This is a genomic window from Natronorubrum sp. A-ect3 (assembly GCF_041821125.1).
Classification (GTDB): domain Archaea; phylum Halobacteriota; class Halobacteria; order Halobacteriales; family Natrialbaceae; genus Natronorubrum; species Natronorubrum bangense.
Genome location: NZ_JBGUBB010000008.1, coordinates 1 through 14,768 on the forward strand (window position 1 = coordinate 1; position 14,768 = coordinate 14,768).

19 protein-coding genes are annotated in these 14,768 nt (G+C 61.3%); 6 read left to right on the plus strand and 13 right to left on the minus strand.

Translation table 11 applies throughout. The features are described 5' to 3' along the window. Positions 1–241: nucleic acid-binding protein (locus ACERJA_RS17115; RefSeq protein WP_373609459.1), on the plus strand; the 241-nt coding region annotated here is incomplete at its 5' end. Here ACERJA_RS17115 and ACERJA_RS17120 read toward each other — a convergent pair. Continuing rightward, a complete protein-coding gene (locus ACERJA_RS17120; protein ID WP_373609460.1) occupies positions 238–987 on the minus strand; it encodes a hypothetical protein in 750 nt (249 codons plus the stop codon). The genes ACERJA_RS17115 and ACERJA_RS17120 overlap by 4 nt on opposite strands. A 104-nt stretch (positions 988–1,091) precedes the next feature. On the opposite strand from ACERJA_RS17120, the gene ACERJA_RS17125 reads away from it, so the two are divergent. Together ACERJA_RS17125 and ACERJA_RS17130 are read left to right on the plus strand one after the other, a co-directional pair. After that, entirely contained in the window at positions 1,092–1,844 is a 753-nt protein-coding gene (locus ACERJA_RS17125) for a ribonuclease H-like domain-containing protein (RefSeq protein WP_373609461.1), read from the plus strand. Positions 1,845–1,903: 59 nt separating this feature from the next. After that, positions 1,904–2,314 (plus strand): acyl-CoA thioesterase, encoded by a 411-nt coding sequence (locus ACERJA_RS17130; protein WP_373609462.1) that lies wholly within the window; start codon positions 1,904–1,906, stop codon positions 2,312–2,314. A 30-nt stretch (positions 2,315–2,344) separates the two neighbouring features. On the opposite strand, the gene ACERJA_RS17135 is transcribed toward ACERJA_RS17130, so the two are convergent. Next, a complete protein-coding gene (locus tag ACERJA_RS17135) occupies positions 2,345–2,635 on the minus strand; it encodes a HalOD1 output domain-containing protein (RefSeq protein WP_373609463.1) in 291 nt (96 codons plus the stop codon). A 306-nt stretch (positions 2,636–2,941) separates the two neighbouring features. On the opposite strand from ACERJA_RS17135, the gene ACERJA_RS17140 reads away from it, so the two are divergent. Next, positions 2,942–3,349 (plus strand): MoaD/ThiS family protein, encoded by a 408-nt coding sequence (locus ACERJA_RS17140; RefSeq protein WP_373609464.1) that lies wholly within the window; start codon positions 2,942–2,944, stop codon positions 3,347–3,349. Positions 3,350–3,411: 62 nt separating this feature from the next. On the opposite strand, the gene ACERJA_RS17145 is transcribed toward ACERJA_RS17140, so the two are convergent. The 7 genes from ACERJA_RS17145 to ACERJA_RS17175 all read right to left on the minus strand — a co-directional run bounded on the left by ACERJA_RS17145 (position 3,412) and on the right by ACERJA_RS17175 (position 9,443). Continuing rightward, positions 3,412–5,244, minus strand: a complete 1,833-nt coding sequence (locus ACERJA_RS17145) for an acetyl-CoA carboxylase biotin carboxylase subunit (RefSeq protein WP_373609465.1) — start codon at positions 5,242–5,244, stop codon at positions 3,412–3,414. Between the two features lie 334 nt (positions 5,245–5,578). Next, on the minus strand, positions 5,579–6,403 hold the full coding sequence (locus tag ACERJA_RS17150) for a carbon-nitrogen family hydrolase (RefSeq protein ID WP_373609466.1): 825 nt from the start codon (positions 6,401–6,403) through the stop codon (positions 5,579–5,581). Between the two features lie 2 nt (positions 6,404–6,405). Beyond that, a complete protein-coding gene (locus tag ACERJA_RS17155) occupies positions 6,406–6,852 on the minus strand; it encodes an SRPBCC family protein (protein WP_373609467.1) in 447 nt (148 codons plus the stop codon). 79 nt (positions 6,853–6,931) lie between these two features. Then, positions 6,932–7,156 carry a hypothetical protein gene (locus tag ACERJA_RS17160; RefSeq protein ID WP_006067615.1) on the minus strand — a complete coding sequence of 75 codons (225 nt, stop codon included), beginning with the start codon at positions 7,154–7,156 and terminating at the stop codon, positions 6,932–6,934. Positions 7,157–7,249: 93 nt separating this feature from the next. Then, positions 7,250–7,432, minus strand: a complete 183-nt coding sequence (locus ACERJA_RS17165; RefSeq protein WP_049889965.1) for a hypothetical protein — start codon at positions 7,430–7,432, stop codon at positions 7,250–7,252. A 104-nt stretch (positions 7,433–7,536) separates the two neighbouring features. Beyond that, the gene (locus tag ACERJA_RS17170; RefSeq protein WP_373609468.1) at positions 7,537–7,896 is read right to left on the minus strand and encodes a hypothetical protein; all 360 of its coding nucleotides are present in this window, start codon (positions 7,894–7,896) and stop codon (positions 7,537–7,539) included. A gap of 2 nt (positions 7,897–7,898) precedes the next feature. Further along, positions 7,899–9,443, minus strand: coding sequence for an acyl-CoA carboxylase subunit beta (locus ACERJA_RS17175; RefSeq protein ID WP_373609563.1), 1,545 nt, complete (start codon positions 9,441–9,443; stop codon positions 7,899–7,901). 158 nt (positions 9,444–9,601) lie between these two features. Between ACERJA_RS17175 and ACERJA_RS17180 the strand changes: the two genes are divergently transcribed. After that, entirely contained in the window at positions 9,602–10,999 is a 1,398-nt protein-coding gene (locus ACERJA_RS17180; protein WP_373609469.1) for a sodium-dependent transporter, read from the plus strand. 26 nt (positions 11,000–11,025) lie between these two features. Here ACERJA_RS17180 and ACERJA_RS17185 read toward each other — a convergent pair whose 3' ends face one another. Both ACERJA_RS17185 and ACERJA_RS17190 read right to left on the minus strand, forming a co-directional pair. After that, positions 11,026–11,748: an SDR family oxidoreductase gene (locus ACERJA_RS17185; RefSeq protein WP_373609470.1), complete on the minus strand. Its 723-nt coding sequence runs from the start codon at positions 11,746–11,748 to the stop codon at positions 11,026–11,028. 85 nt (positions 11,749–11,833) lie between these two features. Beyond that, positions 11,834–12,283: a response regulator gene (locus tag ACERJA_RS17190; RefSeq protein WP_373609471.1), complete on the minus strand. Its 450-nt coding sequence runs from the start codon at positions 12,281–12,283 to the stop codon at positions 11,834–11,836. 285 nt (positions 12,284–12,568) lie between these two features. Between ACERJA_RS17190 and ACERJA_RS17195 the strand changes: the two genes are divergently transcribed. Then, complete coding sequence (locus tag ACERJA_RS17195) at positions 12,569–13,231, plus strand: glycerophosphodiester phosphodiesterase (RefSeq protein ID WP_373609472.1); 663 nt, start codon at positions 12,569–12,571, stop codon at positions 13,229–13,231. Between the two features lie 7 nt (positions 13,232–13,238). Here ACERJA_RS17195 and ACERJA_RS17200 read toward each other — a convergent pair whose 3' ends face one another. Then, positions 13,239–13,637 (minus strand): secondary thiamine-phosphate synthase enzyme YjbQ, encoded by a 399-nt coding sequence (locus ACERJA_RS17200; protein WP_373609473.1) that lies wholly within the window; start codon positions 13,635–13,637, stop codon positions 13,239–13,241. A gap of 42 nt (positions 13,638–13,679) precedes the next feature. Then, positions 13,680–14,699, minus strand: coding sequence for a HEAT repeat domain-containing protein (locus tag ACERJA_RS17205; RefSeq protein ID WP_373609474.1), 1,020 nt, complete (start codon positions 14,697–14,699; stop codon positions 13,680–13,682). Positions 14,700–14,768 lie beyond the last annotated feature (69 nt).

Below are 14,768 nucleotides of genomic sequence, written 5' to 3' on the forward strand. Positions count from 1 at the left end.
GGTAACCTGGACAAAGAGCACAGCCACACCGCCCGGCGTCCGCGAGCCGAACACGCTCGCAATCGTCGAGTTCGACGTAGAAGGGACGGCGGTGCGGGCGATCGTTCAACTCACGACCGACGACGTCGAGACTGGTGACGAAGTCGAGCCAGTCTACGTCGAGGAACTCCGCGAACCTGGCGCCGGCATTCGCGAACCTGAGAGTCAAGACTGGGACGGCTACCGGTTCGAGCCGGTTTAAGTAGCAGAGCTGGATCCGTCAGGATCGTCGTCATCGTCGTCTGCGGATGCGGACGTCTCGTCGTCGGTGACCTCGTTTTCGCCGTTTACATCGGTCTCAGCGCCGTCAGCCTCGCTCTCGTCCCCATACTGGTCTTTCAACGTCTCGAGTTCGGCATCGACGTCAACTCGAGAGTCGCGGTTGGCGGTGGTGTCGCCGTCCTGTAGTGTGTCGGGATGGCCCTCCTGAATATCGATCCGAACGGCGTCCGTCGCCGCCGTCTGTCGCCGTTCGACGTCGGCCCCGACGTCTCGTAGTCGGCTGTCGACGTCGTCGCGTAACTCGCGGGCCTCGGTAAGCAACTCGCGTGCGCCTTCGTCAGCAGGCAGTGTCCCATCGCTTGCGGCCTGCTGTAAGCGGGCTAAGACGCCGTCGAGCTGTGAGAGGGTTGTCTGCCGGAGCTCGCTGGCTCGCTTGCTCGTGGCGCTTGTCGCCTCGGTCGTTCGATCGCGAACGTCTCGCTCGGTCCGTGCGAGTGCAAGCGCCCGCTGGAATCCCTCGAGTGCCCGCACACTCGTCTTGAGGACGGCGATCGTCGTGGGTACCGCCACCTCATCGGTAAAGGCGAGGAGCTCTCGCGGCGTCGGCGGCCGCAGTGGCGGCTGGAACGGTCGGCGCTGGGTGGACTCGAGTTCCTGTTGGAGGTCATCGATCGTCCGCGTGAGTTCACGGACGGCCGCGAGGAGTTCGTCGTCGTGGTCGACCATACGCAGTCTACGGCGCCCGGTATGAAAAGCCGGACGGTGAGAACGACCGCCGATCTGGCGCTCGATCCAATCGCTTTTAGTTCACTCGCCACCCTGAAACTGGTGTGCGAATCGAGAACAGCTTCATTCCCGTCCACGGCGTCGGGGAGACCACCGAACGACGCCTCTGGCAACAGGGGATCACCCACTGGGACGAGTTCGACGGCAGCGTCGTCGGCGACACGGTAGCTGACCGGATCGAGACGTTCATCGAGGAAGGTCGAACCCACCTCGAGCGCGGCGACGTCGCCCCGTTCACCGAGGCATTGCCGGCAGCCAGCCGCTGGCGATGTTATGAGAACGTCAGTGAGCAGACCTGCTTTCTAGACATCGAGACGACCGGGCTCGACGCGGCGAGCAACGACGTCACAACTGTCAGCGTCCACCGCGGCGGCGAGACGAAAACGTTCGTCAACGGCCGCGATCTGACAGCCCGACGGCTCGAGGCCGAACTCGAGGCGTCGTCGCTGCTGGTGACGTTCAACGGCCAGCGCTTTGACGTCCCCTTCCTCGAGACGTGTTATGACCTCGACGTGCAGACACCCCACGTCGACCTCATGTACCCCTGCAAGAAAATCGGCCTCGACGGCGGCCTGAAAGCGATCGAGCGGGACCTCGGGATCGACCGCGACCTGCCCGACCTCAGCGGCCGCGATGCCGTGCGCCTCTGGCACGAGTACGAACGCGGCGACGACGGCGCACTCGAGACACTCATCAGATACAATCGCGCGGACACGCAGAACATGGAGCCGCTGATGGAGATCGTCACGGATCGCCTCCACGAGACCGTCTTCGAAGCTGCCTGTGCTGAGGAGTAACGCCCCATCTGTGCGTCGATAGGTACCTATACGGCGATTGATACCGTTTGCAGGCGATAATGAGCGACAGCGACGATAGCTACGACTATGTGGCGGAGATCGACGTTCGGCTCCGAGATATCGACTTCATGGGCCACGTCAACAACGCAACGTACGCGACGTATCTCGAGGAAGCCCGGCAAGCGTACTTCAGCGACGCCGTTGGCGTCTCACTGGTCGACGTGGGCACCGTCCTCGCGAACATGGAGATTGACTACAGTAGCCCGATCGAGGCCGACGCGGATGTCACTGTTGCACTTCGAGCGACTGAGATCGGCACCTCAAGTCTCCCGATAGAGTATGAGATTCGGGCTGATGGGGAGCAGGCGGCGACGGCACGAACGGTCCAGGTACTCGTCGACCGGGAGACAGGCAACTCGGAGCCGATTCCGGACGACTGGCGAACACGGATCAACGCGGCTGGTGACTAACGGTCGGGGACCGAGACACCGACGGCTGTCTTATCGGAGATCGTCTTGCTTGACGGCGCTGACCTCGCCGTCACTGTCGACAACGATCTGATAGCCACAGAACGGGAATTCGACGCGGCCGTCCGCACGTTTCGAACCGTCTTCTCGCTGTGCAAAGAGTGAATCGAGCGCTTCCGGATTGATGACATCGTACAATGCGTCGTACTCCGGCGGTTCGATATCCATCGGATCCACACCCTCTTGCTCGGCAACGGCAGCGATAACGTCGAAACTTACTGAGTGCACATCGGCAGTGTCTGAACGATCGACTGAGAGTAGCATTGGGCGGACTCTTACGGTCATCGAATATAAACCCTCTGGCGTCAACCCACTGTTTATGGACCGATCTGAGCTGTAATGTATACACCTGGCTGTTAATGTATATAATTTGTTCCTGGATAGTACTGATATTAGTATCGTCCTCTCCGTTGAATATATTTGAGAAGGAATATTCAATTTACAGGCACTCATTGTAGACAGACATCCCGTTCTCACTCCGTGCAAATTCGTCCGCCGCCGTTCGGTGACCGACGCGATGTCGAACATGTTCGCAACTGGAGTTTCACCAGTTGCGCTCGTCTTCCTCGTATGGCACCCGAAACGGCCCACGAGGAACGACGAGCACAAACGCAGTCACAAACGACCGTCACCGTCCGTTGTACCGGGCACATCCGCGATGCTGTCGGAACCCACGAACTCGAGTTCACGTTTGCGGGCGACCGGCTACGGGACTTTCTCGAGGCGTTTTTCGAGGTTCACGACGTCGAAGAGTTGCTCATCGCCGAAACGGAGGCTGATGCGACCGCCCACGGCTGGGCACCAGCGCCCGACGATTTGCCGGGTACCTGGCGCAAAAATCCCGAAGGTGAGCAGACCCGGACGTACGCCCGCGTCTGTATCAACGGTCGGTTCAACGAACACTACGAGGGGTTTGAGACGACACTCGAGGACGGTGACCGGGTTGCGCTGATCTATCCGTTCATGTTCTGTTGCTAAGGATCGCGTCTGTAGACGGCGTCAAAAATCGAAGTGGACGGCAGCGTCGCCAGCGAGACGGGTTACTCGAGGACGACCAGCACGTCGCCCATATCGACGCTCTGTTCTTCTTCAACGGCGATTTCGGTGACCGTGCCGCCGTTCGAGGCGACGATGTCATTTTCCATCTTCATCGCTTCGAGGACGACCAACACGTCGCCAGCAGCGACCTCGTCGCCGACTTCGACCTTGATGTCGAGGATCGTCCCCTGCATCTCGGCGTCGACGGTCTCGCCGTCACCTTCGATCTCGACCTCGTCGCTCGAGCCACCGGCAGGCTCTGGTCGGCTTGCCTGTGCATTACCACCAGCGTCGATGTCGCCGGCTGGGATCGCGGGCGCACCGTGTTCCTCGAGTTCGACCTCGAAGCGTTTGCCGTTGACTTCGACAGTGAACTCGCGTTCGACGCTCTCTTCGTCGTCGCCTGCGCCGTCACCGGTGTCGCCGCCCCACTGCTGTTGGGCGTCTTCGATGCGGCTCGGATCGAGTTCATCGTCGAGATACTTCGTCGTGTGTGTGCTCTCGACGAAGCGCTCGTCGGTGAGCATCAGGCGGTGGAACGGGATGATCGTCGGAATGCCTTCGATCTCGTACTCCCGCAGGGCACGCAGCGAGCGCTCGATACACTCGTCACGATCCTCGCCCCAGACGACGAGTTTGGCGATCATCGAGTCGTAGTCGGTGACGAGTTCGTCACCCTGGCGCAGCGCGTCGTCCATCCGAACGCCGACGCCGCCCGGTGGGTCGTACGTTTCGAGCGTGCCACCGGTCGCGGGTGCGAAGTCGTTGGCTGCGTTCTCGGCGTTGATTCGGAACTCGATCGCGTGGCCGTCGATCGAGACATCGTCCTGCTCGAAGTCGAGCTCCTCGCCGGCGGCGATTTTGAGCTGTCGTTTGACGATATCGATCCCCGTGATCTCCTCGGAGACGGTGTGTTCGACCTGAATCCGGGTGTTGACCTCGAGGAAATAGAAGTTCGTCTCCGGCCCGAGCGGGCCCTCGCGGCCGGGTTCTTCTTCGACGAGGAACTCGACGGTGCCGGCGTTGGTGTAGTCGGCTGCGGAGACACCACGACGGGCTGCTTCGCTGATCTTCTCGCGCAGTGCGTCCGACAGCGCTGCCGATGGGCCTTCCTCGATGACCTTCTGGTGGCGGCGCTGGAGCGAACAGTCACGCTCGCCGAGATGGCGGACGTTGCCGTGCTGGTCGGCGACGATCTGGACCTCGATGTGACGCGATTTCTCGAGGAAGCGCTCGAGATAGACCGAGTCGTTGTCGAAGTAGGCCTCACCCTCTCGCTGGGCGCTCTCGAGTTGGTCTTCGACGTCGCTTTCGTCTCGGACGACTTTCATCCCGCGGCCGCCACCGCCGCCTTCGGCCTTGATGGCGATGGGATAGCCGTGTTTCTCACCGAACGCCTTGACTTCCTCAGGGTCGGTAACGGGATCGGTCGTCCCGGGCACGATCGGGACGTCTGCTTCGTCCATGATCGATCGGGCCTTGGTCTTCTCGCCGAGGGCTTCCATCGAGTCGCCGGATGGGCCAACCCAGGTGATGCCCTCGGTTTCTTCGACTTTACGGGCGAACTCGGCGTTCTCCGCGAGGAAGCCGTAGCCGGGGTGGATGGCGTCGGCATCCGCTCGGCGTGCGGCATCGATGACGGCCTCGTGGTCGAGATACGAGTCGGCCGCACGCGCGGGGCCGACGTTGTACGCCTCGTCGGCGTAGCGGACGTGGCCCGAATCTTTGTCGGCTTCGGAGTAGATTGCAACAGTCCCGACGTTTAGCTCCTCGCACGCACGCATTACTCGAACGGCGATTTCCCCACGGTTCGCTACCAGAACCTTCCTGAACATTCCTGTGAGAACCAACGCGAAGCCCCTACGTTACTTTTTCGCAACGGGTCTGTCGAGGATGGATGTCACAGCCGATACCGAGAGCCGGGGCTGACCCGAACGGAGTGTGTAGCGTCATTTGTACGTCTGTGACAGTCTTCCCGTCTGAAAGGCGGTGCGAAGGTGAAGACGAAGATGAGGAGGCGGGTGTGGAGTCCGCTCGTTCCCGGGAAACGAGCGTGCGACGGGCCGGAGCGACGCGCAGTGCCGGTCGTGACGTGAAAAGCGCCGTAAACCGGCATCCGTACTATCGGGCCATAGAATAAAAAGACAGCGGTCGAATCGCCCACCGCGGCTACAGTCGTCGGTCGCGAAGCGCCGGGAACTCCTCCCGGACGCGAGTCAGCGCCCCGAGGTCGAGGTCGGCCATCACCAGCGCCGACTGGTCGCCGCTCGAGGCGAGCGTGGTTCCCCACGGGTCGTATGCGGTCGACCGTCCAAGCAGCGTCGCGTCCGCGCGCTCGAAGTGGCCGGAGCCGTTTATCGTCGCGACGAACGCCTGGTTTTCGATCGCACGCGCACGAGAAAGCGTCTGCCAGTGTTCGACGCGTGGATAGGGCCACGCACTCGGAACGAGGACGAGCTCTGCGCCGGCGTCGATCAGTTGCCGGTACAGTTCCGGAAACCGAAGGTCATAGCAGGTCGTCGCGCCGACGGTGACGCCACGGATCGTCGCCGTCTCGATTCGCTCGCCAGGGACGAGCAGCTCCGACTCCGCCGACTGGTAGCCAAAGAGGTGGTGTTTCCGGTAGACAAGCTGTCGTTCGCCGGTCGAATCGAACAGCACAGCGGTGTTTGCAAGCCCCTCGTCGGCAGGCGTTTCGACGGCCTCGGTCGCCGCTAGATCTTCGACGATACTCCCCGCGAGGACGGCAATCTCGTGGTCGGCAGCAGCCTCTCGCAACTGGGTAACCGTCTCCCCCTCGAGCGGTTCGGCGTGGCGCTCGTAGCTATCGAACGCGAAGTAGCCTACGTTGAACAGTTCGGGCAACGCCACGAGGTCCGCACCCCGGTCGGCGGCACGCGACACCGCCTCGAGTGCGCGCTCGACGTTCGCCTCGATTTCGGTTGCCTCGATGTGAATCTGGGCGAGTGCAACGCGAAGTGTCTCGTCAGCCATCATTATCGATCCTCGGAACGGGTCGTCTGCAGGTCACGCTCGAGCGCACGCCGGAGGTTCTCGAGTTCGCCGTCCAGGTTGCGTTTGAAGAACTTCTCGACGCCGGGGAGCTTGCCGTCGACGACGAAGTGGTTCTCGAGGCGCGTGCCGGTGTCGGTCTCGACGATCTCGTGTTCGCCGGTGACGGTCATCACCTTCGATTTGCCGACGAACTTGACGTACGTCGGCGGCTCTCGTGTGACGTCTTCGGTTTCGACGGAGACCGTTTTGCGCACGAGTGGAATCGGCAACTCGACGTGCCAGGTTACGTGTCGACCGTCCGGATCGTTGACGGTGTACTCCTGGACGACGCTGATTGCCCGCGCACGGTTTTTCGGATCGGCAATAAATTCCCAGACGTGCTCGGGAGCTGCCGACAGCTCGAACGAACGGTCGACCCGTACAGTCATGCTACTAACTGAGGCCGTCTGTAATAAAAAGACCGCGGCCCGAGGTCAAACACCGAACCCGATGTTTCGATCGGAATAGTCAGCTAAGTGTTACTTTCCAGGTGGTTGAACGAGCACGGCCCCACTTTTCGATATCGACATCGTCCGATTTTTCCGCAAGGTGGGGGAGCCGAACGCCGACCTGTTTTGATGAAAGTCCGATCGCGTCGGCGATGTTTTTCGCCCGGAAGTACTGTTCACCTCGGGCGGCACTCTCTCTGAGATACGAGAGAATTCGCTGCTCTTCGTCGGAGTAGTCGGTCATCGTCCGTACCCGTCCATACGGCGCCGTCGCTCTTAACTGTTGGCGGATGTGCGGTGGCCAATCGCCGGACAGAACCGGGATTGGGCGACGGTTCTAATAGAGGTGAATGCCGACGATTGCCAGCGCGCTAAAGATCATCGCTGCTGCAAAGCCCCATGCTGCGGTCATATCCGGTGCACCGGCAAACATCAACAGTGCACCAATGGTTGCGGCCGCACCAAGCGCAAGCGCCAGTCCAACATTCATATCCGTCGATGATTCGGATTCCGTGGCCATACCCGGGGATTGTGAGTGATGTGTCTTAATAGCATCCATTACGCGTCAGAATCACATCCACCTGAAACCACACGCAGGAACGACGGCCGGGTTCGCGACCCGACTCAGAACCGACTTGTCCGCCCGGCAGCCGACCACGGATCGGTCGGCGCATCGCGTGGGACGCGAACGGTCCGACTCTGGTGGGACTGGACGCGGCCAGCAAACGACCAGCGTCTACCATCCCACGTCTCCTCGCCGCTTGCCGCCGCTGCCGCGGCGACTGCGAGCGCGTGATCGTGAAGATGCGCCCCAACTGCAGCGGCGATTGCCGCCGCCTCTTCCTCGGAGGCATCGTCGGGAATGTCGAGTTCGATATTCGATAGGACGCCGTCCTCGAGTGTGGCGTTGCCTGCCGATGGCTGTGGGCCTGACTCGGCGGCGTGTCCGTCGTCGACTTCGACGTTCGACTGTTGTGATGTCATCCTTAGAGCGGGATGTTCCCGTGTTTCTTTTCCGGTTGCTCCTCGCGTTTCGTCTCGAGCATCTCGAGGTCCGCGATCAGGCGTGGGCGCGTCTCGGTTGGGACGATGACGTCGTCGAGGAAGCCTTTGTCCGTCGCTGTGTATGGGTTGGCGAACTCCTCGCGGTACTCTTCGATGAGTTCGTCTCGCAGTTCGTCCGGGTTGTCGGATTCAGCGAGTTCGTTCCGGTAGAGGATGTTGACGGCACCCTGTGGCCCCATGACGGCGATTTCGGCGGTCGGCCAGGCGTAGTTGACGTCTGCGCCGAGGTTCTTCGAGGCCATGACACAGTAGGCCCCGCCGTAGGCTTTCCGAGTGATGACCGTCAGCAGCGGCACGGTCGCCTCGGAGAAAGCGTACAGCAGCTTTGCGCCGTGGCGGATGATCCCACGGTGTTCCTGATCCGTGCCGGGCATGTAGCCGGGAACGTCGACGAATGTGACGATCGGGATATTGAACGAGTCACAGAAGCGGACGAACCGCGAGCCCTTCATCGAGGCGTCGACGGTGAGCGTACCGGCGTTGACTCGAGGCTGGTTGGCGACGACACCGACCGAGCGGCCATCGAGTCGACCGAAGCCGACGACGATGTTCTGTGCGAAGTTGTCCGCGACTTCGAAGAACGAGCCCTCGTCGACGACCGAGTCGATGACGTCAGTCATGTCGTAGGGCTTCTGTGGGCTCGGTGGGACGATGGTTTTGAGATCCTCGTCACGCCGATCTGGGTCGTCCCACGGCTCGACACGTGGTGGGTCCTCGACGTTGTTCTGGGGGAGATACGAGAGTAGCCGCTTGATGTCGTCGAGCGCCTGCTCTTCGCTCTCGCAGGCGAACTGGGCCACACCGGTCTTGCCGGCGTGGGTCATCGCCCCACCGAGTTCCTCGTGGGTGACCTCTTCACCGGTGACGGTCTTGGTGACGCCGGGGCCGGTGATGTACATGTGGCTCGTGTCTTTCACCATAAAGATGAAGTCGGTGATCGACGGCGAGTAGACCGCACCGCCCGCGCAGGGACCCATAATACCCGAAATCTGCGGGACGACGCCGCTTGCTTCCTGGTTCCGGCGGAAAATCTCCGTGAAGCCGGCGAGACTCTTGACACCTTCCTGGATACGGGCGCCAGCGGAGTCGTTCAGGCCGATAATCGGCGCGCCGACCTCCATCGCCATATCCATGACCTTACAGATTTTCTCGGCGAACACCTCACCGAGCGAGCCGCCAAAGACGGTAAAGTCGTGTGCGAAGACGAACACGGTCCGGCCGTTGACCTCACCGTAGCCCGTGACGACACCGTCGCCCGGCACTTTCTTCTCTTCCATGCCGAACTGGCTCGTCTGGTGGGTTCGAAGCTGGTCGAACTCCGTGAAGGTTCCGTCGTCGAGGAAGTAATCGATCCGCTCGCGGGCGGTCATCTTCCCCTTGTCGTGTTGTTTCTCGATTCGCTCTTCGCCGCCACCGAGGCGAGCCTCCTCGCGAAGATCCTCGAGTTCGTCGATGCGCTCTTCCATCGTCATGCTCGAAGCACCCCTGTCGGATTCATACGGGTTTCTGCGAGGACCAACAGGAAAAGGATTCCGTAACTCTTTCACGATTAATAACCGGACGAGGGGAACTGATAGGGGGGTCACAAAAAGTTATATATGACCGCCTTTTTAATGAGGTGGATATGGTGCAACGAGAAACGTGGGCAACGAGAACAGGCTTCATCCTGGCTGCAGTCGGGAGCGCAGTCGGATTGGGGAACATCTGGAGATTTCCGTTCGTTACGGGTGAGGGAGGTGGTGCAGCGTTCTTGCTGGTCTATCTTCTCTTCGTCGCATTGATCGGCTTCCCAGCGATTCTGGCTGAGTTCGTCGTCGGCCGGAAAACCGAACGAAACCCCGTCGGCGCACTGATGGAACTGGGTGGGAGTGCGTGGAAATACGTCGGTGGCGTCTTCGTTCTCACTGGCTTCGTCATCCTTTCGTTCTACAGCGTCGTCGCAGGCTGGTTCATCCGCTACTTCCTCGAGGGCTTTCGTGGAAGCTACGGCAGTCTGCTCGCGGGATACGAGGGTGCTGCAGCCGAAGCAGAACTCCCGGAAGCGGCAGTCATGTTCGGTGACGTGTCGACCGGTCTCGATGCGTTCGTCTTCCATACGCTGTTTATGGCGGTGACGATCGGCGTCGTCGCACTCGGCATCCGTCGCGGCATCGAACTCGCGGTGAAGGTGATGGTGCCAGCCATCATCGTGTTGCTCGTCGGAATGGCAATCTGGGTGGCGACGCTGCCCGAGGCCAGTGCCGGCTACTCGTACTATCTCTCGCCGGAGTTCGGCGTCATCGCCGACAACTGGGCGACGCTGCTGCCAGCGGCCGCCGGACAAGCCTTTTTCACGCTCTCGCTCGGGATGGGTGTGATGATCACGTACGCGTCCTACCTCGGTGAAGACCGCAATCTGACCAGAGACGGCACTGCGATCATCGGCTTCGACACCGGAATCGCGTTCCTGACCGGACTGGTCGTCTTCCCCGTCTTCTTCTCGGCAGGCATGACCGAACCTGGCGATGGTGGGCCCGGTGCGATTTTCGTCTCGATGACCGAGGCGTTTGCGACCATCGGCGGCGGCCACGTTCTCGGTCTGCTCTTTTTCGGCACGGTTTCAATTGCCGCGCTCTCGAGTGCGATCTCGTTGCTCGAGGTCGTGACGGCCTACGTCATCGACGAGAAAGGCGTTGATCGATGGAAAGCAGCACTCGGCATGGGCGGAATCATCTACCTGCTGGGTGTGCCAGTCACCTACGATCTGATCTTCCTCGACCTGCTCGATGGCTTCGCTGACGGTATCCTGCTGGTGTTCGGCGCACTCATGCTGGTGATCCTCGTCGGCTGGATCGCACCGAAAGTCGCCGTCGAAGAACTCGAGAAAGGTATCGGTGATCTCGGTGGACTCGGTCAGGCCTGGATCTGGGCGGTTCGCGTGCCGATCCTCCTCGTGCTGGTCATCACGCTGTATCTCGGCGTCGAAGGCTACGTCGGATTCCTCACTGGCGACTTCGCCGACTGGATCAGCGCGAACCTGTAACAGACGCCAACGCTTTTTTCCGGTTTTTACGCCTCGCCGTAGACGGGCACCGCAGCACCGCTTGTCACCGCCGCACCATCGCTACAGAGGACGGCAAACATATCCGCGATTTCGGCCGGCTCGACCCACGAGTCGTGATCAGCGTCGGGCATCATCTCCCGGTTCATCGGCGTATCGATCACGCTTGGCATCACGCAGTTCGCTCTGACCGTCCCGCGATTCTCCGCAGCAAGCGTCTCCGTCAGCAGGCGAATGCCGGCTTTCGTGATTCGGTAGGGACCATCGCCCTCGCCGCCCTCGAGTGATGACCGCGCACTCACGCTGACGATCGACCCCGACGTCTCCTGCAGATGAGGCAGGGCGTGTTTCGAGGCCAGAAACGCCGTCTTCAGGTTGATGTTCATCAGCAACTCGAACGCCTCGAGGTCGGTGTCCTCGATCGGGTCGCCGCCGCGCCACGTGCCCGCGATGTTACAGAGATGGTCGATTCGGTCGTGGTCGTCGACGATGGCTGAGACGAGCCGCTCGACATCGTCCTCGTCGGTCAGATCGGCCTCGTAGAACTGGACCCCCGAATCGGGGTCGAGCAGGCTGTCCTCGTCGTCGGGAGCGACGATGTCGACGGCACAGACGGTCGCGCCGGCCGTTCGGAATCGGTCGACGACAGCACTCCCGAGCGCGCCGCTTGCGCCGGTCACGACAGCAACAGTGTCATCGAAGTCGACATCGAATTCGGTGCGTGGTGACATACGACACTCTTCGACGCCCTCGCAGATTAATGACGGGGTGACCACCTACGGACACGACGAGTCGGTCGACCGATGGCACCGACGATCAGGGAGTTATCGGCGGTAACGCAGCCTGTTCGAACCAAAACCCCACAATGGCTTCGGCCATTGCAGCGTACTCGTCGGGAGCCGTCGGCCTAGTGAGACAGGCGTTCGCCGCGAGATCGTAACTCTCGAGGATATCCGTAGTGGCGCCCGAACCCGTTACCACGAGAACGGGCACCAGCCTGAGTTTCAAATCATCTTGAATCGTCTCGAGAAACTCGAACCCATCCATTTGAGGCAGATCAAGATAGAGGAGGATGAGGTCGGGAAGGGAGGCCGACTCTCGGTCGTGTCGCCTCGAGAGTAACTCGAGTGCATCGTCCCCATCGGTCGTCACGTGAATCCGCGTCTCGATCGAAAGCTGCTCGAAGGCGTCCCGAATCAGTTGGATCTCGCCAGTATCGTCCGCGACCAGCAGTAGTTCAGTCGGGTTCTCGAGTGGAGTGGTCATCAATCAGTCACCAGACACCAACACACCGTTGGGGACGCGTCGGAACGATCAAGAACTGTAATCACTCCCTCATAGCGACGGGACCCCATTAACGATATGTACTAAGTACTTTGGTACTCACACCACGTTTCGGCTGGAAACCAAGCGGCTGCGAGCAGTCCGGCCACTGAATCGTGGATCCACTACTGACCAGTGTGCGAGTGCCGACTGACAGGATTTCATACCGACGCAAGAACGCCGGCCCCAGCGAGTCACTAAAGCCACTTGCCACCCTTGTACCACCGAATGCGCTTGATCGCCCACCGTGGGTTTGCTGCCACGGCACCCGAGAACACGATCACAGCAGTCCAATCCGCAGCCGAGTACGCAGACGCCGTCGAGTTCGACGTTCGCCGCTGTGGCTCGGGCGAACTCGTCGTCATCCACGACGAAACAATCGACCGCGTGACCAGCGGCGCCGGTACTGTAGCTGATCTGACACTCGAGGAGTTGCAAGCCTACACCATCCTCGACTCCGGGGAACGAGTACCGACACTCGACGCAGTGCTCGATGCCCTCCCACAGGGGGTCGAGGTCAATCTCGAAATGAAGGCATCCGGGATTGCAGCGGACGTCCTCGAGGCCATCGCCGATGTCGAGAACCGCGTTGTCACGACGTCGTTTCTCCTGTCCGAACTGCGGGCGATCCGCGAACTCGATCCGGGCCAGCCGACGGGTCTCCTCGTCAACCGCCACCTCGAGATGCCCGTCACGACCGCCGTCGAACTCGACTGCGACGTTATTGGCGCGAACTACTGGCGATGTCTGTCGACGTGGCTCGTCCCGCGTGCGAAGGCCGTCGGTCTCGAGATCCACGCGTGGTCGCTCGAACGTCGTGCGGTAGCAAAGCTCCTCGAGTTGCGAGGCGTCGACTGTGTGTCGGCGGATCGACCGCTCCGGGTCGCATAAGGCTTGGCTACTCGCCGACGGTCGTCACTGAGACGGTTCGCGTTCGCGGGCCATCACACTCGACGAACAGCACCGACTGCCACGTCCCAAGTGCGAGCTCGCCATCTTCGACCGGAATCGTCACGTCCGGCCCGATAAGTGCCGCTCGGAGATGGGAGTCAGCGTTTCCGTCCAGCTGGTCGTGAGCGTGTCCTTCGTCGGGAACGAGTTCCCGGAAAAACGACTCGAGATCGCCACGCAGTCGCGACTCGTTCTCCTGAACGAGGAGTCCAGCGGTCGTATGTCGAACAAAGGCGGTCACAGTCCCTGACTCGAGGTCGTCTGGAACGGCGTCGGCGAGGCGGTCGGTTACGTCGACGGTCGTTAGCCAGGCGTCTGTCTCGACGGGAAACGTCGATTGGGGCATACGAGCGCTGATGCGGGCCAGCCTCGATTAGTTTGGGGTCAGTTAGGAGAGTCGATCCAACGCCCAGTCGGCCCGCTCACGGACAGTCGGTTCGGGATCCTCGCTTGCAAGCCTTGCGAGCCGATCCGTCGCCGTCTCGAGGCCCCCGTGGGCGAGTGCAACGCATGCGTTCGCACGCACGCGGTCGTAATCATCCTCGAGCAACGCGAGGAGCTGTTCCTGTGCAGGGTCGACAGCTGTCGGTGTCTCCACGGCGAGACGAGCCAGCGCCACCGCAGCATTGGCGCGTGTCGTCGGCTCGTCGTTCTCGAGTGCGGCCGTCAGCTCGGGCCGGGCCGGTTCGACAGCGCCGGGAACAGTGTGTGCCACATCGGCGAGACAGCCGATGGCGTTGTTCCGCAGTGCGTCGTCGTCGTGATCGATGAGTGCGATCGCGTGCTCGACGAACTCGAGTGTCGGCAACGACGCCTCGGATGTCGCTAGCCGACCCAGCGCAGAGAGTGCAGGCCCGCCTTTTCGTTCCGGATTCGTCGCAATCGCGTCGGTCAACACTGGTACGGCTGGCTCGATCGCCGCCGGCCGTTCTTTCGATAGCGCTGTGAAGACGCGAACACCCCAGCGGTCGTCTGTCGGTCGGTGGTCGGCTACCTCGACGATCGCCGTGACGTGATCGACGACCGCGGCTGGTTGCTCGGCTGCGATAGTCTCGAGACAGCGAAGGAGCTCACGTGTTGCCGGCTGGTCCGGATTCTCGGTGGCAAACGAGACGATTCCGTCGACCGATGGTGCGACATCCGTTGGTGACTCATCCGCAAGCTCTGCCAGACAGTAGGCAACGTCCTCGTGACAGTCGAGTGCAGGCTGCTCGAGGAGGCCTCGGAGCTTCGGGACGGTCGGAATACACGCGCTCGGCTGATCGGCTACGGCGTCGTGGATCGTCTCGACGGCTGCCCGTTGCTCGGTCGGTTCGTGCGTATCGAGTTGTGCGAGAACTGACGGGAGATCGAATGCCGACACCGCAGTTCGTCGCTGTTGGATCGCGTCGCCCCCTTCCCCATCCATAGTATCCCCAGCATGTGCGATCGACGGCAAAAGCTTTCGGGAATTGAACTGAACGCTACTGGAGAAAAA

What these genes read in the sequence shown, in the direction of transcription:
- ACERJA_RS17195 (WP_373609472.1), top strand. Translation starts at nt 12,569, where the DNA reads ATGCGCTTGATCGCCCACCGTGGGTTTGCTGCCACGGCACCCGAGAAC.
- ACERJA_RS17185 (WP_373609470.1), bottom strand. Translation starts at nt 11,748, where the DNA reads ATGTCACCACGCACCGAATTCGATGTCGACTTCGATGACACTGTTGCT.
- ACERJA_RS17180 (WP_373609469.1), top strand. Translation starts at nt 9,602, where the DNA reads ATGGTGCAACGAGAAACGTGGGCAACGAGAACAGGCTTCATCCTGGCT.
- ACERJA_RS17150 (WP_373609466.1), bottom strand. Translation starts at nt 6,403, where the DNA reads ATGGCTGACGAGACACTTCGCGTTGCACTCGCCCAGATTCACATCGAG.
- ACERJA_RS17170 (WP_373609468.1), bottom strand. Translation starts at nt 7,896, where the DNA reads ATGACATCACAACAGTCGAACGTCGAAGTCGACGACGGACACGCCGCC.
- ACERJA_RS17165 (WP_049889965.1), bottom strand. Translation starts at nt 7,432, where the DNA reads ATGGCCACGGAATCCGAATCATCGACGGATATGAATGTTGGACTGGCG.
- ACERJA_RS17175 (WP_373609563.1), bottom strand. Translation starts at nt 9,443, where the DNA reads ATGGAAGAGCGCATCGACGAACTCGAGGATCTTCGCGAGGAGGCTCGC.
- ACERJA_RS17155 (WP_373609467.1), bottom strand. Translation starts at nt 6,852, where the DNA reads ATGACTGTACGGGTCGACCGTTCGTTCGAGCTGTCGGCAGCTCCCGAG.
- ACERJA_RS17200 (WP_373609473.1), bottom strand. Translation starts at nt 13,637, where the DNA reads ATGCCCCAATCGACGTTTCCCGTCGAGACAGACGCCTGGCTAACGACC.
- ACERJA_RS17205 (WP_373609474.1), bottom strand. Translation starts at nt 14,699, where the DNA reads ATGGATGGGGAAGGGGGCGACGCGATCCAACAGCGACGAACTGCGGTG.
- ACERJA_RS17160 (WP_006067615.1), bottom strand. Translation starts at nt 7,156, where the DNA reads ATGACCGACTACTCCGACGAAGAGCAGCGAATTCTCTCGTATCTCAGA.
- ACERJA_RS17135 (WP_373609463.1), bottom strand. Translation starts at nt 2,635, where the DNA reads ATGCTACTCTCAGTCGATCGTTCAGACACTGCCGATGTGCACTCAGTA.
- ACERJA_RS17190 (WP_373609471.1), bottom strand. Translation starts at nt 12,283, where the DNA reads ATGACCACTCCACTCGAGAACCCGACTGAACTACTGCTGGTCGCGGAC.
- ACERJA_RS17130 (WP_373609462.1), top strand. Translation starts at nt 1,904, where the DNA reads ATGAGCGACAGCGACGATAGCTACGACTATGTGGCGGAGATCGACGTT.
- ACERJA_RS17145 (WP_373609465.1), bottom strand. Translation starts at nt 5,244, where the DNA reads ATGTTCAGGAAGGTTCTGGTAGCGAACCGTGGGGAAATCGCCGTTCGA.
- ACERJA_RS17140 (WP_373609464.1), top strand. Translation starts at nt 2,942, where the DNA reads ATGGCACCCGAAACGGCCCACGAGGAACGACGAGCACAAACGCAGTCA.
- ACERJA_RS17120 (WP_373609460.1), bottom strand. Translation starts at nt 987, where the DNA reads ATGGTCGACCACGACGACGAACTCCTCGCGGCCGTCCGTGAACTCACG.